At 62.4% G+C, this 19,742-nt stretch carries 21 protein-coding genes; 3 read left to right on the top strand and 18 right to left on the bottom strand.

The window, feature by feature from the left end; all coding sequences use genetic code 11:
- Positions 1-208 precede the first annotated feature (208 nt).
- Together AC0QUY_RS30035 and AC0QUY_RS30030 are read right to left on the bottom strand one after the other, a co-directional pair.
- Positions 209-574 (bottom strand): hypothetical protein, encoded by a 366-nt coding sequence (locus AC0QUY_RS30035; RefSeq protein WP_161851752.1) that lies wholly within the window; start codon positions 572-574, stop codon positions 209-211.
- 490 nt (positions 575-1,064) lie between these two features.
- Positions 1,065-2,330, bottom strand: coding sequence for a tyrosine-type recombinase/integrase (locus tag AC0QUY_RS30030; protein ID WP_161851751.1), 1,266 nt, complete (start codon positions 2,328-2,330; stop codon positions 1,065-1,067).
- Positions 2,331-2,663: 333 nt separating this feature from the next.
- Between AC0QUY_RS30030 and AC0QUY_RS30025 the strand changes: the two genes are divergently transcribed.
- Complete coding sequence (locus tag AC0QUY_RS30025) at positions 2,664-3,821, top strand: sensor histidine kinase (protein WP_475389831.1); 1,158 nt, start codon at positions 2,664-2,666, stop codon at positions 3,819-3,821.
- A 207-nt stretch (positions 3,822-4,028) separates the two neighbouring features.
- Here the strand turns inward: AC0QUY_RS30025 and AC0QUY_RS30020 are convergent, their stop codons facing one another.
- The 5 genes from AC0QUY_RS30020 to AC0QUY_RS30000 form a co-directional block, all read right to left on the bottom strand.
- Positions 4,029-5,303, bottom strand: coding sequence for an MFS transporter (locus AC0QUY_RS30020; RefSeq protein WP_475389830.1), 1,275 nt, complete (start codon positions 5,301-5,303; stop codon positions 4,029-4,031).
- Positions 5,304-5,453: 150 nt separating this feature from the next.
- Positions 5,454-6,014: a group I truncated hemoglobin gene (locus AC0QUY_RS30015; RefSeq protein WP_475389829.1), complete on the bottom strand. Its 561-nt coding sequence runs from the start codon at positions 6,012-6,014 to the stop codon at positions 5,454-5,456.
- A 477-nt stretch (positions 6,015-6,491) separates the two neighbouring features.
- Entirely contained in the window at positions 6,492-7,100 is a 609-nt protein-coding gene (locus AC0QUY_RS30010) for a LabA-like NYN domain-containing protein (RefSeq protein ID WP_202639244.1), read from the bottom strand.
- A gap of 290 nt (positions 7,101-7,390) precedes the next feature.
- Positions 7,391-8,389 (bottom strand): DUF808 domain-containing protein, encoded by a 999-nt coding sequence (locus AC0QUY_RS30005; protein WP_475389828.1) that lies wholly within the window; start codon positions 8,387-8,389, stop codon positions 7,391-7,393.
- Between the two features lie 152 nt (positions 8,390-8,541).
- Positions 8,542-9,348 carry a response regulator gene (locus AC0QUY_RS30000; RefSeq protein ID WP_161851748.1) on the bottom strand — a complete coding sequence of 269 codons (807 nt, stop codon included), beginning with the start codon at positions 9,346-9,348 and terminating at the stop codon, positions 8,542-8,544.
- Between the two features lie 297 nt (positions 9,349-9,645).
- Between AC0QUY_RS30000 and AC0QUY_RS29995 the strand changes: the two genes are divergently transcribed.
- Both AC0QUY_RS29995 and AC0QUY_RS29990 read left to right on the top strand, forming a co-directional pair.
- Positions 9,646-9,837, top strand: coding sequence for a NepR family anti-sigma factor (locus tag AC0QUY_RS29995; protein ID WP_161851747.1), 192 nt, complete (start codon positions 9,646-9,648; stop codon positions 9,835-9,837).
- Positions 9,837-10,385 (top strand): sigma-70 family RNA polymerase sigma factor, encoded by a 549-nt coding sequence (locus AC0QUY_RS29990; RefSeq protein ID WP_057838540.1) that lies wholly within the window; start codon positions 9,837-9,839, stop codon positions 10,383-10,385. Before AC0QUY_RS29995 ends, AC0QUY_RS29990 begins: the two co-directional genes overlap by 1 nt.
- A 323-nt stretch (positions 10,386-10,708) precedes the next feature.
- Here AC0QUY_RS29990 and AC0QUY_RS29985 read toward each other — a convergent pair whose 3' ends face one another.
- The 11 genes from AC0QUY_RS29985 to urtE all read right to left on the bottom strand — a co-directional run bounded on the left by AC0QUY_RS29985 (position 10,709) and on the right by urtE (position 19,741).
- Positions 10,709-12,358 (bottom strand): CHASE domain-containing protein, encoded by a 1,650-nt coding sequence (locus tag AC0QUY_RS29985; RefSeq protein ID WP_161851746.1) that lies wholly within the window; start codon positions 12,356-12,358, stop codon positions 10,709-10,711.
- 388 nt (positions 12,359-12,746) lie between these two features.
- The gene (ureG, locus tag AC0QUY_RS29980) at positions 12,747-13,385 is read right to left on the bottom strand and encodes an urease accessory protein UreG (RefSeq protein ID WP_475389827.1); all 639 of its coding nucleotides are present in this window, start codon (positions 13,383-13,385) and stop codon (positions 12,747-12,749) included.
- A 135-nt stretch (positions 13,386-13,520) separates the two neighbouring features.
- Positions 13,521-14,255 carry an urease accessory protein UreF gene (locus AC0QUY_RS29975; protein WP_475389835.1) on the bottom strand — a complete coding sequence of 245 codons (735 nt, stop codon included), beginning with the start codon at positions 14,253-14,255 and terminating at the stop codon, positions 13,521-13,523.
- Positions 14,236-14,856 (bottom strand): urease accessory protein UreE, encoded by a 621-nt coding sequence (locus AC0QUY_RS29970; RefSeq protein ID WP_475389826.1) that lies wholly within the window; start codon positions 14,854-14,856, stop codon positions 14,236-14,238. Before AC0QUY_RS29970 ends, AC0QUY_RS29975 begins: the two co-directional genes overlap by 20 nt.
- Before the next feature lie 21 nt (positions 14,857-14,877).
- Complete coding sequence (locus tag AC0QUY_RS29965; RefSeq protein WP_475389825.1) at positions 14,878-15,156, bottom strand: putative quinol monooxygenase; 279 nt, start codon at positions 15,154-15,156, stop codon at positions 14,878-14,880.
- Positions 15,157-15,181: 25 nt separating this feature from the next.
- Positions 15,182-15,481 carry a putative quinol monooxygenase gene (locus AC0QUY_RS29960; protein WP_057858349.1) on the bottom strand — a complete coding sequence of 100 codons (300 nt, stop codon included), beginning with the start codon at positions 15,479-15,481 and terminating at the stop codon, positions 15,182-15,184.
- Positions 15,482-15,527: 46 nt separating this feature from the next.
- Positions 15,528-17,243, bottom strand: coding sequence for an urease subunit alpha (ureC, locus tag AC0QUY_RS29955; RefSeq protein WP_475389824.1), 1,716 nt, complete (start codon positions 17,241-17,243; stop codon positions 15,528-15,530).
- Positions 17,244-17,399: 156 nt separating this feature from the next.
- A complete protein-coding gene (locus tag AC0QUY_RS29950) occupies positions 17,400-17,705 on the bottom strand; it encodes an urease subunit beta (RefSeq protein ID WP_475389823.1) in 306 nt (101 codons plus the stop codon).
- Between the two features lie 114 nt (positions 17,706-17,819).
- Positions 17,820-18,122 (bottom strand): urease subunit gamma, encoded by a 303-nt coding sequence (locus AC0QUY_RS29945; RefSeq protein WP_057838531.1) that lies wholly within the window; start codon positions 18,120-18,122, stop codon positions 17,820-17,822.
- A 43-nt stretch (positions 18,123-18,165) separates the two neighbouring features.
- The gene (locus AC0QUY_RS29940) at positions 18,166-19,002 is read right to left on the bottom strand and encodes an urease accessory protein UreD (RefSeq protein WP_475389822.1); all 837 of its coding nucleotides are present in this window, start codon (positions 19,000-19,002) and stop codon (positions 18,166-18,168) included.
- Between the two features lie 43 nt (positions 19,003-19,045).
- Positions 19,046-19,741: an urea ABC transporter ATP-binding subunit UrtE gene (urtE, locus tag AC0QUY_RS29935; protein ID WP_057858344.1), complete on the bottom strand. Its 696-nt coding sequence runs from the start codon at positions 19,739-19,741 to the stop codon at positions 19,046-19,048.
- Position 19,742: the final 1 nt, after the last annotated feature.

Raw genomic sequence — 19,742 nt, 5'->3', positions numbered from 1 at the left:
GATGCTTCATGTCGATGATCTGATCGAGCCGGGAGCGGAAAAGATCCTGTTCCCCCGTCTCGCTCCGCTCTCGTGGCCGCATCGAATCTCTCGCCAAAGCCGGTTCTGCGCGAGTGAATCACAAATCCGATAGCTGACATCGGCAGGGCCAGGAGGCCGGGCTGCGCCCGTATGGTCAGAAATACGCTGTGCCGCTTGTCGCCGGCTTCTAGGAAGCGCCGGGCGGCCTGTTCATCGACCGAGGTCGAAAGAAGCCGCCGTATTCGTAAACAAGGCCGACCGATCGCTCGGGTTCGCTGTGCCAGAGGCTTCCCACTGCCGCGTAGCCATTCCCAATACCGGCATATAGGGTCGCCTCGTCTAGCAGACGCCATTTGCGGGTCGCCGACGCGATGAGGGGCAGGAGCCTAAAGTCTTTGCGCAGCTCGCTCTCGAACGCTGGGCAGCCCATGGCGTCTCGGCCCTGCATGAGATGGTGGAGTCGCGGAGATTCCGCAGCGTAGGACTGCACTGCCGCGACTTCTTCATCGGTAAAGTCACCCAGCTTCTCAAACTTTGGGCAGGGGATGGTCATGAGCACCACTCGCTACTTGCGCCTTCACCTAAAAGAGGAAAGTGTTGTCTCCGATCAATCAGCCCGTGCCGTCCGCTGCCAAGCTGGTCACGATAGCCGATCTGGCCGAGCGTCTGACTCATTAACGAAGCGGCTCCTCCCGCTTCCGACTTTTGAGTCGAATTTCCGCATTGCACGTGTCAAAAGACGAACGAGAGTGCTCCACCATAGTGCTCCACCGCAAATAACCGGCGGTTCGGGAAAAGCCTGATTTTGGAGGACTTTTCGCTATTGAAAATCCAGTGGCGGAGAGGGAGGGATTCGCGCCCCCACTATCGGTCGAACTATTGGTGTTGGTATTCCTGCTGGTAGCGCCCTTAATTCGCCTACGAAATTACGTCTAATCAGCCACTCATCTCCAAAATTCAATGCCGGCCAGGACAGCAGCACGGAGAACGGCTGATGACTGCCAGACGTGCGTGATCCCGCTACGCCTGCATCACCAGGAACTCTATTGCGATGCTCGCCGCGGAAGTGCGATCACATTAGAAGCGCTTCCAACGTATCGCCCCCAAGCTTCCATCAATTGTCGCCGCTTCTTCAACGCACTACCGCGTCGATAGGCTTGTTCCGTTTCGTCGCCAACCTTGTGGGCTAACGCCATTTCAGCGATGTCACGTTCGAAGCGAGTTTCATCACCTGCCCAATCGCGAAAGCTCGACCGACACCCGTGCGTCGTCATCGCCGGATAAACAGCCTTGAGCGCGTGTAGCACCGCGTTCATACCAAGCGGCTTCGAGTGGTCCGTTGACCACTGCCCGGCGAACACGTAGGCATCAGAGGCAGCATCCTTCGGAATGACTGCGTTCAAGATCGCGATTGCGCGATCGCAAAGCGGTACTTCGAAATCCTTGCCTTCCGGATCGACCTCCGCCTTCATCCGCTCTGCTGGGACGATCCAAAGCCGTTCTGTGAAGTCGACCTCGCGTACGCGCATAAAGCGGGCTTCGCCGGTCCGCACCGCCGTTAAGATGATGTATTCAGCTGCGAGATTCACTGTCGTGTCGGCCATATTGTGTTTGGCATTCAGCGCCCGAACGATACCAGGCACGTCCTTGTAGGGCGCAGCTTTGTGATGGCGCTTCGACCGTTTTGCCTTCGGCAAAAGCGGCTTCAATGTCTTCCACATGGCAGGGTTCTTTCCAGACCGGAACCCCTTGGCTTCTGCGGCGTCAAGCACACGCTCAATTCGGCTTCGCGTCTCGCGAGCCGTGCGGTTGATCGTCATCCAGATCGGCGACAAGATGGCCAACACATCATTCGAGTTGATGTCGGCAAGCTCCATAGCACGGATAGGTTTGCAGTGCACCTTCAGATCCCGCGTCCAATCGACGAGAGTGTTCTTACCTTTGAAGCCCGCTTTGATCGATGCCAAAAAGGTGTCCGCGAATTCTCCGAACGTAGTGCCCGCTACCACGTCGGCGCGTCGCTCTGCGGCAGGACTCCTGCCTTCAGCTAGCGCCCTGCGGGCGTCCCCCGCCTTGAGGCGAGCATCAGCGAGCGACAAGCCGTCCTTGCCCTTCCCCTTGGCCGAGCCGAGGCCAATCTCTCTGCGCTTGCTTGTACCGCGCACGCGATACATGAAAATCCATTGACGCCGCCCGTGCGCTCCTGTCTCGATCGCGAGATAAAGTCCCCCACCATCGCTGTGCCGTCCGGGTCCAGTGATTGTCTCCGCTTCTCGCGCGGAAAGCTTATGTAACTGTCTTTTGGCCATGTCCGCCCCACCATCCGCCCCACCATTGATCGCGGATTGCGACGAACGCCCGCGAATTTCCGTGGACTACTGCGAAATATGATCCGAGAATTATAGCAAAATTAACAAGCCGTTAGAAGCCAACAGCGGCTTGCGACGGACAATTACAAAAACTCCGCGCGACTGTGGTGATGCCGGTCGCGCCCTGCTTTTTTTGTACGGATGCGATCAACGTCGAGCGATACCGAATTGCCTCAGCGTGATCCCGATACCATCCTGACGAGACCCTGCCCCACCGCCAACGATCTAGTCGCCAGCCGTCTCCGAGTTATAGTGTCGGAGGGGGAAGAGATCATGGGCCGCCCAGCAGAACTGCCCGCCGCAATAGCGCAGGTTTTTACCACCGACGAGCTTTTGGTTCGCCCGGCGCCGGCGCCCGATTACCTCAGCGAAAAGCTGGCGCTGCAGGATCTCGCCGGCAATATGGCGGATCATCCCGCCGACGTGCTGCCGCGCCTCGTCGGGCTATCGATGGAAGTTTGCGACGCGGACTCGGCTGGCGTCAGCGTTCTCGATGGCGACGTGTTTCGTTGGAACTCACTCGTCGGCAAATTATCGGCGTTCGAAGGCGTGACCACGCCCCGGAACTTCAGCCCGTGCGGCGTTTGTCTCGACCAGAGCAGTCCGATCCTGATGGAGCGGCCCGAGCGTGCTTATTCGTGGATTGCGGAAGCCAACATCACCGTGCCCGAAGTTCTGCTGGTGCCGCTGTTGAGAAACGGCACCATCCCGGTTGGAACGCTTTGGGTGGTCGCCAAGGAGGGACACAAGTTCCACTCAGGTCATGCGCGCGTGCTGTCCGAACTGGCCGTGTTCACCGGCATCGCGCTGCAGATGATCCACGCCGATCTTCACTTGAAGAAGGCGCTCGAAGCCCAGGAGATCCTGGCCAAGGAGATGAGTCACCGGCTCAAGAATCTGTTTGCCGTCACCGGCGCCATGATCAAGATGACCGCACAGCATGCGGAAACCAAGGAAGAAATGACCGAGGCCTTGACCGGCCGCCTCACCGCGCTCTCCGATGCCCATTCGCTGGTTCGGCGCTCGTTCAATGCCGGTAACGCCCTCAAGGGCGTGGACATGGCAGAGGCTATCCGTACCGTCCTGAGGCCTTACACCATGCCTGACCTGAACGGGCCGATGGTGTCGCTGGGAGAGCGTTCCACCAACAGCATCGCCCTCGTCTTCCACGAACTCGCAACCAACGCCGCCAAATACGGCGCTCTCCGGGATGACGGAAAGGTCGCCGTGGCGTGGCAGATCGAAAACGAAAACGTCGACATCGTCTGGCGTGAAATCGGCAAAGCGGTCGAGGCGCCGGCTCAGTTGGGGTTCGGCAGCAATCTCGTTGCCTCAACGATTGCCTCGCATAACGGCCGCATCGATTACGACTGGTCGCAAAACGGCTTGGTCATCAAGCTGCAAATTCCGCTGGCGAACCTGGTGAATTGACGGCCGTTCAAATCCCTTGCCGTCTCCTCGGCGACGGCCGGCCCGGTACGATCACGACGCGCATCCATGACATCTACTGGCAGCGACACGACGATGAAGCGTTGTCGACTCCGATCGATTACGCCGGTTGATCGTGCAGCCGTTCGCGGACTCGCGTGGCGCAGGCCATCGGCGTGCCTTCGCCGACGGACGAATTTTTCACGCCGCTCACCGCCTTGCCGCCTTCATCTCATCACTCGGTTTGACATCCTGCGAGCGGCTGTAGATCGCGACCGCTGCGATCAGCACCAGCGTCAGCGTGCCGAACAGCGCGCGATAAGCCTCTTCCGTGCGGGCGCCGCTGGTGAGCGGTTCGAACGCGCCGATGATGATGCCGGAGAGCGTCTGCATGCAGGCGACGCCGAGCATCACTGATGTGTTCATGGTCGCGATGCCGCGGCCGATCAGGCGGTCGGGGAAGATGCCGCGGCCGTGCGTCATCACCATGGTGCTGGAGGCGGAGAAGAAGCCCATGGCGATGATGACGGCAACCGGCAGCCAGGCCGGCGGGTGCGAGAACAGTGCCAGCGTCGCGAGCAGGCAAACGATCACCAGCGTGCCGCCGATCGCAATGCCCTTGCGGGTATCGAGCCGGCGGTCGAGCGGACCGAAGGCGAGCATGCCGGCCTGGTAGGCGATCACGGCGCAGAGCAGGACGTTGCCGGCTGCGATCGGGCTCAAGCCATGGACCTCGCGCAGGAACGCGCCGCCCCACAGGCCCTGCACGGTGAAGGTGCAGGCATAGTTGCAGAAATTCAGCGCCAGGATCGGCTTCAGGCGCGGGTTGCGCAGCACCTCGATCAGGCCTTTGAGCATCTCGCCGGGCGGCTCCGCCTTGCGGCTCAGGAAGGGATGGCCGGGCGGCGCGTCGCGCACCACCAGAAAGATTGCGATAGTGGCGAGCGCGGTGAAGATGACGACGGCGCCGAACACCGGACGCCAGCCGACCGCCTGCGACGCCCAGGCGAGCGGCGTGGTGGCCGCAAGGTTGCCGAGCAGGCCGATCGACAGCACGAGCGCGGTCAGCGTGGAGAAGCGATCCGGCGGAAACCAGCGCGAGATCACCACCATGCTGCCGATCAGCATCACGCCGCAGCCGGCGCCCATCAGCACGCGGCCGGTGAGCAGCACCGGCCAGCTCGGCGCCAGCGTGAACATCGCGCCGCCGATCGAGGCCACGATCAGCATGCCGACCACGGTATAGCGCGGCCCGAAACGGTCGAAGAAGAAGCCGCAGGGGATCTGCATCGCGGCAAAGCCGAAGAAGAACGCGCCGGTCAGCGCCCCCAGCGCTTCCGGTCCGATGGCGAGGTCGCGCATCAGATCGAGACCGATGGTGACGTTCGAGGCGCGAAAAAAATGGCTGGCGACATAGGCGGTGGCCAGTGTCGCGACGATGATCAGGCCCCGGCGGTGGGGGAAAGGCCGCTCGGCGGACTGCATCGGAGAAAGGACGTTCCCGTTTATTTTCTTATTGCTCAGCACGCGTGAAGCGAGCCTAGGCGGCATCACGCAGCAGTTCAAGCTTCGCGTTCCGCACGTGCACGGCATGTGCGGATGAGCGGAATCGATCTGCGCCGCAACCGGGAAGCCTTAGCCGCGTTTGGCGCCCGCGGCGTAGCCGGCGGTGACCTCGTCCTTGTGGGCGGCAAACGCTGCCAGAACTTCATGCTTCTCGCGCTTCGGCACCTTGAAGAAGCTCAGCGTCCGCCCGAGTTCAGCCGCCACCTCATCGAATTCCGCGGGCGAGATCCGCAAGCTCCGGTGGGCCTCCTCAAGGCCGACCTGCGTCTTGCCGGGTTTCGTTGCGGTGAACTGGAACGGGCCCCCCGAAACGTTGCAGACCCAAAGCGTCCGCATGAATTTGAGACCGGGCAGCCTTTGCAGGTTCTTGGTGTGCCATTCCCGCAGTTGCGGGTTTTTGGACTTTTGGCCGACTACGGGGTTCTTCACGATGGCGTCGCTGAAGTGGTCCACGACGGCTGCGATGGCGAAAACGCCGCCGAGCCGGTCATACAGGCTTTTCTCTGAGGTCGCCTCCTTGCCCTGCGCGTGGACGCTGCTGGCTGTTGTCAAGGCCGCTGGCGCGGCCGTGAGCGCCAGTGCCGCGACGACGCTTCGTCGCGAGATGGAAGTCGAACGAGCCTGTGCCATTGATTACCTCCATGGTGTGGGTACGAAAGGCATTACGTCCGCCGTCCCACTTGGATGGAGTTGAAGGAAAAACGTTCCTGGAAAAGTTGAGCTAGGCCGGCGTCTCGCGTGCTCCGTAAAGCGCTATTGGAACACCGGCCTCGCGCCTCCTGCAGCGCCAACGCCACCGCGACACCCTCGCGCGCACCGGTCAAGCATGCCCCTCGCTTGGCAGCTTGCCAGACAACCGCTCGATGTCGGCGCGCGCAAAAAAAGATCCGGCGCGCGCTGGGTGAAACGCGCCGGATCAGTCCAACCAGCTTTCAAATCCAAGCTGGTGGCCCAGCCAGGGGGAGGTGCCTGGCCGCGAACTTGGGTCGCCCGTCCCGAGGCGTCGTCTCCGTGTCACGACGATAATACCGCGAGCCCGGCCAAGGCGACGTGAACTGGTTCACACGGCGCGCGCAAATCCGGCGCGCCCGCGGATCGATGGATCAATCATTTCGCGAGACCATTTCCATTGACCGGCGCGCGCGAAAGTTGCGGCGATTGATGGCGGAGCTCGCGTGCTGGCGGCCGCTCCAACGGATCGCGGCCCAGCTTTGGCTTCAGCTCGGAAAGATCGAGGAAGGCGTCGGCCTGACGCCGCAGTTCGTCAGCCACCATCGGTGGCTGACTAGCCAGGGTGGAGACGACGGTAACGTGGACGCCGCGACGCTGTACCGCTTGCAGCAGCGGACGGAAGTCCCCATCGCCCGAGAAAAGAAACATGGCATCGACATGATCGGCGAGCTCCATTGCATCGACGGTAAGCTCGATACTCATGCTGCCCTTTACCTTGCGACGGCCGGTGGCGTCGATGAATTCCTTGGTGGGCTTGGTGACGACGGTGTAGCCGTTATAGTCGAGCCAATCGACGAGCGGACGAATGGATGTATATTCCTGATCCTCGAGAATGGCGGTGTAGTAGAAGGCGCGCAGCAGCGCGCCACGATCCTGGAATTCCTTCAATAGACGCCTGTAGTCGATGTCGAAACCGAGCGCTTTGGCGGTCGAGTATAGATTGGCGCCATCGATAAAGAGCGCAATTCTTGCAGACAATGACATCAGACACTGACCTCTCATCCAGCATACGCGCCAAGCGAAGCATCCGTTCCGGCTTAGCCCGCAGCCGGGTGCGGTGCCGAAGTTGACCGAGGTGACGAGGCAGGCGGCGTCGGCGACCGGGAGGAACAGACAACGCGCCGAGCAATTCGATAATGCGCACCTGCCTCGACATGCCGACGCTAAGGCCGATTCGCGCCATGCTCAATTGTACCGAGGTAAATGGCCGGCATCGAAACGGATGGACCGGCTATACGAAGGTTTATGGTCTCCGGCCGGCAAACGGCCGCTCTTCATCGAGCCGACATATCCTGACGGCGCTGCAGGAGACGCTTTAGCGATTTCCATGCAGGCGCGAACACAAATCCGACCGCCGGAATCGCTGCGGCGCCGATCAAGAGGCCGATGATGCCAGATATGGCCGCCTCTACCGCCCATTCGAGGATCGCGGCAAGCGACGGAAATACGTGAGCCACGGCCTCCGCCGCGGTCTTGACGGCGTGGTGGATCTCGGGTGGGCCGTAGACTTCGACGCCATGCAGGATGATGCCACCGCCAACCCAGATCATGGCAGCGGTCCCGACTACACTGAGGACTTTCAGGAGCACGGGCATGCCGCGAACAATGCCGCGTCCGAGCGCGCGGCCGACGAACGAGGCGCTGTCGCTCCGTGCCAGCGTCACCCCGACATCGTCGGCCTTCACGATCAGGGCCACCACGCCATAGACCGCGACGGTGATTCCGATGGCCACTACCGCAAGCACCAGGGCCTGCTTCCAGATGCTCCCTGCGGGAAGGGCGGCCAGCGTGATCGCCATGATCTCGGCCGAGAGGATGAAGTCGGTCTTGATCGCGCTTGCGACCTTCTCATCTTCGACCGACTGCGCGTTCAACGCCACGGTGCCGAGCTGGGCTTCATGGTGGTGCGCACGATGGGGCATGACGGCCTCGAGCACTTTCTCCGCTCCCTCGTAGCAGAGATACGCACCGCCCAGCATCAGGAGCGGCGTGATCGTCCAGGGCAGGAAGTAGCTCAGCACCAAAGCAGCCGGCAGCAGGATCAACAGCTTGTTGCGCAGCGATCCTGCGGCGATCCTGCCGACAATGGGAAGTTCGCGCTTCGGCTCGAACCCGATCACGTAACCGGGCGTGACCGCGGTATCGTCGATGACGACACCTGCAGCTTTCGCACCCGCCTTGGCAGCCTGGCTTGCCACATCATCGAGCGAGGCTGCGGCTACTTTCGCGATAGCGGCAACATCATCGAGAAGGCCTATCAGCCCGATACTCATCGATTTCACCAATCAAAGGTTCGTTGCGGTGACATTGGCGGGTGCACCGCTTCCAGCACAAGACCAGAATGGAGGCCAACAATTCACGACAAAAAAATCCGGCGCGCAGTGGGGCGCGCCGGATCCTTTTCTACTCACTCAACAAGAAACTGTCAGCCCGTGGCCGCCCGCGGCGCACGGTTGCGCGAGTTGCGCTGGAAGAACAGCGCCTGGCTCGCCACCGCCGAGACCATCGCGGGCTGGAACGGTTTCGAGATCAGGAACGCCGGCTCGGGCCGCTCGCCGGTCAGGAAGCGCTCGGGGTAGGCAGTGATGAACACCACCGGCACCTCGAACACGCGCAGCAATTCGTTGACCGCATCGAGGCCGGACGAGCCGTCGGCGAGCTGGATATCGGCTAGGATCAGGCCGGGCTTCTTGTTCTTGGCCAGCGCCACCGCATCGGCATGGGTACGGGCGACGCCGATCACGTTGTGACCGAGGTTCTTCACCAGGCTCTCAAGGTCCATGGCGATGAAGGTCTCGTCCTCGATGATCAGAACGTCGGTGGCGATCTCCGCCGCCATCTCGCGGCCGGCGGTATCGGTCAGCTGTCGGGTCTCGGCGATGTCGGTATTGAGAATGAACGCCACCTCCTCCTCGGAGAAGCCTTCGAGCGACAGCAGAAGGAAGGCCTGCCGCGGCAGCGGCGTGATGTTCGACAGCCTGCGCTCCGGCGGCAGCGCCAGCGTCGCGACATCAGGGTTGTCGTTGAGCGAGACCGAATTCCAGATCTGGGTGAACAGTTTGAACAGCCCGGCGCGCGGGCCGAAGCGTTCGTCCAGCAGGGAGCCATCCTGCAGCAGGGCCTCCAGCATGGCAGCCACATAGGCATCGCCCGAGGCCTGGTTTCCGGTCAGCGCACGGGCATAGCGCCGCAACAGCGGCAGATGTTCAGCAACGAGCTGTGATCGGGACATCCCCATTCCATCCTTATCTTGGGCCGTATCCTTGGCCGTTAGGGTCTCAGCCGGGCGGACGTAACCAAATCGCCGCGTCGGGCGTCAATTTAGTTTCGGCGGGGGGACCCAGGTTCCCCTGTCACCCCCGACTACTCGCGAAGGGCAAAAAAGTTCCAGAAAAAGTTCCCAGAATTCGGAACCTTCCGGGGATATTCGCATTAGCCTTTGACCAATAACGCGGCGGCCTATGCCCAATTTCGAGGTAACCTCTTGAAAACACAGAGAATTAACTCTCGGGGAAGCGTGGATCACACCATGAAGGAAGTAAAGAAGCAGGGCGGGCTCAATGCCGAGATTCAATCCAGGATCGGGCATCAGCTCCGCGCCATGTACGATGACGTGGTCCGACAAGGCGTGCCGGACCGCTTTGCGGAGCTGATCCGAAAGCTCGATGGGCCTGAGGCGGCGGCGGCCCAGATCGATGACAAAAACGACGGGAGGGACTAATGCCTCTCACCGACTCTCTTCGCGACGACATTTTGGCGTCGGTACCAAGCCTGCGCGCGTTCGCGATCTCGCTCTCGGGCAATGGCGACCGTGCGGACGACCTGGTTCAGGAAACGTTGCTGCGTGCCATTGCCAACATCGACTCGTTCCAGCCCGGCTCGAACCTGCCGGCTTGGCTGTTCACCATCCTGCGCAACCTGTTTCGCTCCGACTACAGGAAGCGGCGGCGCGAGGTGGAGGACGCCGAGGGCAATTATGCGAAAACTCTGAAGACCCAGCCGTCGCAAGGCGCGCATCTGGAATTCGAGGAGTTTCGCACTGCTCTCGACAAGCTGCCGCAGGACCAGCGCGAAGCGTTGATTCTGGTCGGCGCCTCCGGCTTCTCCTACGAGGATGCCGCGGCTATCTGTGGCTGCGCGGTCGGCACCATCAAGAGCCGCGTCAACCGCGCGCGCTCGAAACTCTCGGCCCTGCTCTATGTCGAGGGCGCCGAGGATTTCGGACCTGACGAGACCGTGCGCGCCGTGATCGGCGGCAATGGCGGATGATGACACCATCGAAATGACACGAAAGGCGGCCCAATCGGGCCGCCTTTTTGTTTGCAGCCGGGGTGATGCGCAGTCGCTTCGTAGTTCGTAGGAGCGATGGTCGCGGATGTCGCTTCGCTCATCTGGGCTACGAGCCTGTTCTTAGTTCAGGCCGCCGAAGGCGTAGATCAGGACCAGAATCGGAATTGGCACGCCGAGCAGCCACAGCAAGAGATAACGTCCCATACGAGCTCCTCCCTTAAATGCATGGGGCATGCAGGGGGTTCCGAGCCGTAGGGTGGACATGGCGCAAATGCGCCTCCGTCCCGCGCGTTACGATCCCGTCAACGCAGCGGAGCGGAAATCTCGCCGGTTCGGTCGCGCTCGGTCATATCGACGACGGTAACCATCGGCGCGGTGAGTTCGTAGACGTAGCTGACGTCGGTGAAATAGCGTTTCGCGGTGCCGCCCATCGCTTCCGGCGCGACGCGGTCAAGCAGGATCAGACCGAAATCACTGTCCTCCCGCCGTGTCGCCGCGCTGGTGTTGAACTCCTCCCAGCGGAAATGAAAGATCTCGTCCGGCTCCTCGCCGGTGACTTCCCAATTGGCGACGATGTGCGGATGCTTGCCGACCAGCGACAGCCCTTCGTCGGAATGCGAAGCCAGCTCGAAAAACAACAGCGACAGCGACTGCGCGGCGCGCGCGCTCACCGAAATGTCCGGGCCGTTGACCACAATGCGATCAGCATGCGGTATCGCGCGCGATTCGAACAGGCCCCTGAGCTTGACGCCCTGCCACTGGCTTTCGCTGAGCAGCGTCACCACGTTCGACATCGCGTGGATGCGGCCGATCAACAGTTCGCGCGACACGTCCATGTCGGAGCCGTGGCGCAGCGTGCGCGTCACGATCGACTGAATCACGGCAAGGATGTTCTTGACCCGGTGGTTGAGCTCGTCGATGACGGCGGTCAATCGCCGCTCGAAACCGATCCGGACCTGGATCTCGCGGCTGAGCCGCAGATTGTTGTAGGCGACATAGCCGAACAGGCCGCAGACGATGCCGGTGAGCGCCAAGCCGATCGCCGCCACGATGATCGCCGTCTGCTGCGCGCGCTGCGCAGCGTTGTTCTTGGCATAATAGCCGAGCGACCAGTCGCGGCCGCCGAACGTCACCGTGCGCACCACCGACGGCAACGGGTCGCCCTGCTTCACCGGCCGCAAGGTGACGACACCCTGCTCGTTGGCGACATATTCGTCGCTGACGTCATCGGGGTCCTTCAGCACCACCGCAAACAGCGAGCGGTCGTCGTTGGTCAGCATCAAGGGCGCCAACTCATACGAAAAGGTGACGAAGCCTGCCGGCTCGGTGCTGCCTTCCGGCACGATGGCGGACGCCAGCACGATGCCGATCGGCCCGTTCTGGCGCAACAGCGGGATCGGGTCCGACGCCAGCGGCTTTCCGGCTGCCGCCGCCTGCACCAACATCGGCCCGATCACCGAATGCCGGTCGTAGGCCCGGCCCGGAGCGCCCAGCGTATCCGGGCTGCGCGGCTCGACATCCATCAGCACGTCAATCGGCTTGTTGATCGTCTTGATGTCCAGCGGCTTGTCGTCGAAATCCCGGATCGTCGGATTGGTGAAGCCGGCGCTCTTCAGCTCCGCCTGCGCCACAGGCAGATCGCCCGGCTTGAGCCGCGCGATCCAGGACGCGACCACGAAATCGGTCTTGAAGGCATAGATCGCCGAGCGCAGCGGCTGCAGCATGCTGGCCTTCACTACCGACGGTGCGCGAAACAGCCCGGATGCAACGCGTGCGAGCAGTTCGCGTTCGGTCAGGCGGTCCTGCACCAAGCTGGCATGAACGTCGATGGCGCGGGCGAGCGCGATCCCGTCGAGGGCCAATTCCTGATCGTGGACGCGATAGGCCGCGAGACCGGAGAGCAGAACTCCGACCAGCGCGATAAAGCCGATAATGAAGCCCAGCCGAACCACTCGCTTACTCAGGAATGACGTGTTGGCGACGACGTATTGAAAGCATTTTTGGGTCTGCCGGGGCAGAAACACATTGGCAATAGCGCGCAAGCCAACCGCGGCGAATATGACGGAGCGATCATCAGCACGCAACTGAGAGGTTGGCAGCGGGCAACAACACGGCCACCGTTAACGCTGATTTGGCGGGACCGGAGTTTGATAATCTGACAGCGCCGGTTTGGTTCCACTGCGGACCGACAAATCCGCGGGCTACGGCGGGGGACCGTGTATTAAGATTAACGTGCGGCCACCCGGCCGCTGGCCTGAACGCTTGTCCGGCCGCTTGCTCGCCGGGCCGGCAGGCCCCGATTATTCCAGCCTGCTTGTCTCCTGCTACTTGTCTCCCGGACTACTTGGCTTTGGCCTTTGCGGCCGGACGCAGGCCGCCCTTGGCCTCGATGAAGCCGATGATGCGATCGAGCCCCTCGCTCTTCTTCAGGTTGGTCATCACGAACGGCCGCTCGCCGCGCATCCGTTTGGTATCGGTATCCATCTTCTCAAGCGATGCGCCGACATAGGGCGCGAGGTCGATCTTGTTGATCACCAAAAGGTCCGAGCGGGTGATGCCGGGTCCGCCCTTGGAGGGGATCTTGTCGCCGGCGGCCACGTCGATGACGTAGATCGTGAGATCGGCAAGTTCGGGCGAAAACGTCGCGGCGAGATTGTCGCCGCCGGATTCGATCAGCACCAGATCGAGATCGGGAAATTTCGCGCGCATGTCGGCGACCGCTGCGAGGTTCATCGAGGCGTCCTCGCGGATAGCGGTGTGCGGACAGCCGCCGGTCTCGACGCCGGCGATGCGGTCCGGCGTCAGCGAGCCCGAGCGCACCAGAAATTCCGCATCCCATTTGGTGTAGATATCGTTGGTGATGGCGGCAATGTCGTAGCGCTCGCGCATCGACTTGCAGAGCAGGTCCATCAGCGCGGTCTTGCCGGAGCCGACAGGGCCGCCGACGCCGATCCGGAGCGGGCCGTGAGAATTAGACATGTCGAGTGCTCTTCCAGTTGCGCTTGAACGATCGTAGCCCGGATGGAGCGCAGCGCAATCCGGGACAGGTTGATGCGAATGTGGGACGGCCCCGGATTGCGCTTCGCTCCATCCGGGCTACAGCTTGCTGCAGCGTCATGACCGGAACAGCCTCGTATATTGCGTCTCGTGGCGAAGGCTGGCGAGATCGGCGCGGAAGGTGGCGCTGCCGAGATCGTCAAGCGACGCGATGAGCGCGCGCTTCGCGGTGGCGGCAACATCGGCTTCGAGGCTCGCGAGAATGCGCTGGCTGTCGGTCTGCCCGAGCGGCACGAGGCGCGCGCCGGCGGAAATCCAGTTCGACACCACGGCATGCAGGAAGGCGTGCATCGCCGGCGCGAGAGGAACGGCGTGCGCCGCGCTGACGACGCCGACCGCGACCGGATAGACCACGCCGCCACAGGCCGCCACCATTTCGTCGAGCCCGTCGCAGGCCCAGGCTGACCGTGCGATCTCGATGAAGGCGCGGCCCTGCGTCGAGGTCTCGAGCTGGCGCTCACGCGACGGCACGAACGCGGCCGCAAGTTCGGCAATCTCGCGCAATGCGGCGCCGTCTTGCGCTGCCGCCGCGCGATGCGCCTGCGCCAGAAGCACGGCGTCGCAAAAGCCGGAGCCCTCGCTGAGCATCGCCGCGAGCCAGTCGCGCAGCGATGCAGCGTCGGTGATGTCACCCGCCTCCACCGCCCATTCGATGCCGCTGGAATAGGAGAATGCACCGACCGGAAAGGACGGCGACAGCCACGTCATCAGCCGATACAGCGCCGCGGATTCCTCCGCCGGCATCCCGCCGGTTGGGTCGGCGGGCGCGGGCTCATTTGTGGTCATGAGCATGGGAATGGTCGTGATGGCGGTGATCGTGGTCGCAATGCTCGTCGTGATGATGATCGTCATCACCGTGGTGATGGTGATCACCGTGGTGATGGTGCGCGTGATCATCATGGTGACGATGACCGTGATCATGATGGTGATGGTCGTGATCGTGCGCGGCATGATCGTGAGCAGCTTGCGCATACGCCCCGCCCTCGGGATCGAACGGCGCCTCGATCTCGATGATGCGCGCGCCAAGCCCCTTCACCATCGCTTCGATGACATGGTCGCGGCGGATACGCAGGCCCTTCGGCATGATCTGCGTCGGCAGATGGCGGTTGCCGAGATGCCAGGCGATGCGGACGAGATGCAAGGGATCGACGCCGCGGATCTCGAGGAGCGGCTCGGCTGCCGCCACCACCTCGATCAGCCTGCCGTCCTCCAGCACCAGCGCATCGCCGCCGCGCAACGCGACCGCGTTCTCCAGATCGAGCAGGAATTCGAACCCGCGCGTTCCCGTCATCGCCATCCGTCGCCGGTGCCGGTCGTCGAAATCAAGCACGACGGTATCGGCGGCGGCTTGCGTCCAGCGGTGCTGGCTCAGGACTTTGGTCGCGCGGATCATGGTAGCTTGCTCAAGGACACGTCAAAATTTCTCCACCTTGCCGTCGCTGATGATCTCGATCACCGTCGGCGCCGTCTTCATCTGTGAGGAATGGGGCGCACGGCCGTGCGCATTGAGGTCGTCGCGGGTTTCCCACCGTTCGACCACTACATACAGATTGGGATTGTTTACGCTGACATGGCCTTCATAGGAGACGCAGCCCTTCTCCTTCAGAGTTTCGGCGATGCAGGCCTTGTGTCCCTTGATGAAGTCGTCCTTGTTTTCCGGCTTCATCGGCGTGGTGGCGATGACATAGATCATGAATTCTCTCCCGTTGCTTTTCTTGTTAGCGGGTTTCGACTTTTTCGGGCGTGATGTACTCGATCTTCGGCGGCGCGCTCATGCATTTGACCGCGACCCGGCCGAACGTCTTCATGTGCTCGGCAGTCCGGTGCGGCCCCAGCGCTTCCATGTTCTCCCACTGCTCGACGAACACCATCTTGGCGGGATCGGTAACGCTTTCGTGCAGGTCATAGGCGATGTTGCCGGGCTCTTTCCGGGTTTCCTTGATGCAGGCGGTGGCGGCGGCGATGAAATCGGCGCGCGTTTCAGGCTTGATGGTCAGCGTGGCAACGACGTAAATCACTAGATCCTCCCGGACTTTTGTTCTGGCTTGAGTTCCGGGGAGGACCTTAGAACATGAAATAGCGCTGCGCCATGGGCAGCACCTCTGCCGGCGCGCATGTCAGAAGCTCGCCGTCTGCGCGCACCTCATAGGTCTCGGCATCGACCTCTATCTTGGGGGTAGCGCCGTTGTGGATCATGCTCTTCTTGGAGATGCCGCCGCGGGTGTTTTTGACCGGATACAGCGTCTTGCTGATGCCGAGTTTGCGCGCCAGCCCGCCGGTGATGGCGGCCTTGGACGTGAACACCACCGAGGATGCCGTCAGCGACTTGCCGTAAGCGGCGAACATCGGCTGATAGTGCACCGGCTGCGGCGTCGGAATCGAGGCGTTGGGATCGCCCATCGGGGCGGCCACGATCGAGCCCCCCTTGATGATGCAATCCGGTTTGACGCCAAAGAAGGCCGGCGACCACAGCACGAGGTCGGCGAGCTTGCCCTTCTCCACCGAGCCGATCAGTTTCGACACGCCGTGCGCAATGGCGGGGTTGATGGTGTATTTCGAAATGTAGCGCTTGACCCGGAAATTGTCGTTGTCGTTGCCTTTGTCCTCGGGCAGCGCGCCGCGCTGCTTCTTCATCTTGTCGGCGGTCTGCCAGGTGCGGATGATGACTTCCCCCAACCGGCCCATTGCTTGCGAATCCGACGACATCATCGAGAGCGCGCCGAGATCATGCAGGATATCTTCCGCCGCAATCGTCTCCTTGCGGATACGGCTTTCGGCGAACGCCAGATCTTCCGCGATCGAGGGATCGAGATGGTGACAGACCATCAGCATGTCCAAATGCTCGTCGATGGTATTGCGCGTGAACGGCCGCGTCGGATTAGTCGAGGACGGCAGCACGTTCTTCAGCCCGGCGATCTTGATGATGTCGGGCGCGTGGCCACCGCCGGCGCCCTCGGTGTGGAAGGCATGGATGGTGCGGCCCTTGAACGCTTTCACCGTGTCCTCGACGAAGCCGGATTCGTTCAGCGTGTCCGAATGCAGCATCACCTGGATGTCGTAATCGTCGGCCACGCTCAGGCAATTGTCGATCGCGGCCGGCGTGGTGCCCCAGTCCTCGTGCAGCTTCAGCGCGCAGGCGCCGCCCTTGATCATCTCGACCAGCGCCGCGGGGCGCGCGGCATTGCCCTTGCCTGATATGCCGAGATTGACCGGGAACGCGTCGAACGACTGGATCATCCGGCCCATGTGCCAGGGGCCGGGCGTACAGGTGGTCGCAAACGTGCCGTGCGAAGGTCCGGTGCCACCGCCGAGCATCGAGGTGACGCCGGACATCAGCGCGTGCTCGATCTGCTGCGGGCAGATGAAATGGATGTGGCTGTCGAACCCGCCGGCAGTGAGGATTTTCCCCTCCCCCGCGATGACGTCGGTGCCGGGGCCGATCACGATGGTCACATTGGGCTGGATATCGGGATTGCCGGCCTTGCCGATGGCACTGATCATGCCTTCCTTGATCGCGACGTCGGCCTTGACGATGCCCCAGTGATCGACGACCAGCGCGTTCGTGATGACGGTATCGGCCGCGCCCTGCTTGTTGGTGACTTGCGACTGCCCCATGCCGTCGCGAATCACCTTGCCGCCGCCGAACTTCACCTCCTCGCCATAGGTGGTGAAATCCTTTTCCACCTCGATGATGAGATCGGTATCGGCGAGGCGCACCTTATCGCCGGTGGTCGGCCCGAACATGTCGGCATAGACGCTACGCTTGATTTTTACGGACATGTCAGACTCCAGCCTTCAATCTGAATTCAATCATCGACATTGCGACTCGTGGCCACCCCTCTCCCCAACCTCGAGAGCGAGCTTCGCCCGCCTCGGACCCCGCAAGGGGGCGGGAGCCTGAGAACCTCACCATAGATCACAGCGCGTCCCTGCAGATCACAGCTTGCCCATGACGTCGCCGCGAAAACCGTAGATGGTGCGTTTGCCGGCGAGGGCGACGAGTTGGACGTCGCGGGTCTGGCCGGGTTCGAAGCGGACCGCGGTGCCGGCGGCGATGTCGAGACGCATGCCGCGGGCGCGTCTACGGTCGAATTTCAGCGCTGGGTTGGTTTCGAAGAAGTGGTAGTGCGAGCCGACCTGGATCGGACGGTCGCCAGAGTTGGCGACGGTGAGCGTCACCGTCTTGCGGCCGGCATTGAGTTCGATCTCGCCGTCCTTGATGAAGAGTTCGCCGGGGATCATCTTTCCTCCTCCGTCATTCCGGGGCGATGCGCAGCATCGAACCCGGAATCTCGAAATGATTAAACTCTGGATTCCGGGTTCGGCCGCTTTGCGGCCGCCCCGGAATGACGATGACTATCGGATCGGCTCATGGACGGTGACGAGCTTGGTGCCGTCGGGAAATGTCGCCTCGACTTGGATGTCGTGGATCATTTCGGGAATACCGTCCATACACTGCGCGCGGGTGATGACCTGGGCGCCGGCCTGCATCAGTTCGGCGACGGTGCGGCCGTCGCGCGCGCCCTCGACGATGAAATCGGAGATGATGGCGACCGCCTCGGGGTGGTTGAGCTTGACGCCGCGCTCGAGCCTGCGGCGCGCCACCATGGCCGCCATCGAGATCAAGAGCTTGTCCTTTTCGCGGGGGGAGAGGTTCATACGAGCACTCTGGTAATTGATAGACCTAGTTGAGCCACAGCCTTTAGTTTAGCCAAAGTCTTGGCAGCGCCGTGCCGCTGGCGCGGCCGAGCACCGTCATCATGTCGGCGCGCAGCCGCGCCGCATCTTGGGCACAGAAGCGGGCCATTGCAAATCCATTCCAGCAGGAGATGCCGACCTCGCCGCCGAACGTGTCCTGCGCCTCGCGGATCCGCTCCACCAGCACCTCGTCACCCGGCACGATCAGCGCGGTGCCGATGGCAACGCCACCCTTCGCAATGGCAGGCCGCGCCAGCTTTTCGCCGATGTCACCATCGAGCCGAACGGTCTCCGCAAACACGAGGCGACCGCCGCGGCGTAGCCGCCAGCGATCGACGAATTCGCCATGCTGCATGGTTTCGCCCATCGCCGCGCGGCCGAACACCACGATTTCGCAAAGCAGAAGCGAAGCGTCCTCGGCTAGGTCGATATCGATCCGCCTGATGATCCGCGCACGGTCGAACAGGATGGTCTCCTGTGGCAGCCAGGCGAGATGCGCACCGGCCTCGGCCTTCAGGGCGATGCTCAGTTGAGCAGCAGCGCCGGGCGCGCGATAGACCTTCTCGGCCGCCGCCGTCGTCAGCGTCAGCCGTGCCCCCTCGCCTGCCGCGATATCGATATCGAAGCGGTCGCCGCCTGCGATTCCGCCGGCGGTGTTGACGAACACGCCCGACAGCCCTTCTGCTTCAGGGGAAGGAAACCGCACGCGCAGCGAGCCGGATTCATGCAGGTCGCCGCGGCGCGTGACACCGTCGTTAAGATGCACGCCGAACCGAACCGCGCCCTGTGCCCGGTTGGCCGCGAAGGTGGCTGAAGTCCCGCGCGCAGTTTCGGCCTGCATCCGTCCCCCAAACGACGTTACGACGCACCCCGATACACGAGGTTCACAGCGCCATCTGGCGGCTGATCTCGGCGGGATCGAGGTTGGAGCGGTCGCAGGCAAACTTCACCGCGCCGCGGTCCATGACAGCAAAATTGTCGCCGAGCTCGCAGGCAAAGTCGAGATATTGTTCGACCAGCACGATCGCGATGTTGCCGAGGCTGCGCAGATAGGAGATGGCGCGGCCGATGTCCTTGATGATCGACGGCTGGATGCCCTCGGTCGGCTCGTCGAGCAGCAACAGCTTTGGCCGCATCACCAGCGCGCGGCCGATCGCCAGTTGCTGTTGTTGCCCGCCGGAGAGGTCGCCACCGCGCCGGCCCAGCATCGTGTTCAGCACGGGAAACAGCGAGAACACGTCGTCGGGGATATGGCGGTCGTCACGCTTGAGCGGGCCGAAGCCGGTCTTGAGATTTTCCTCCACCGTCAGCAGCGGAAAGATCTCGCGGCCCTGCGGCACGAAGCCGATGCCGCGCCGTGCGCGCTCGTACGGCTTCAAGCCGGTGATGTCGTTGCCTTCGAGCGTGATCGAGCCGCCCGCAATCGGATATTGCCCGACGAGGGCGCGCAGCAGCGAAGTCTTGCCGACGCCGTTGCGCCCGAGCACGCAAGTCACCTTGCCCGGCTCGGCGGACAGCGAGACGCCACGCAGCGCCTGCGCCGCGCCGTAGTAAAGGCTGATGTTGTCGACCTTCAGCATG

The sequence above is a fragment of the Bradyrhizobium sp. WYCCWR15520 genome (assembly GCF_056174665.1).
Note: the sequence above shows the minus strand (reverse complement) of the source record. Positions and strands in the feature narration are given on the sequence as shown.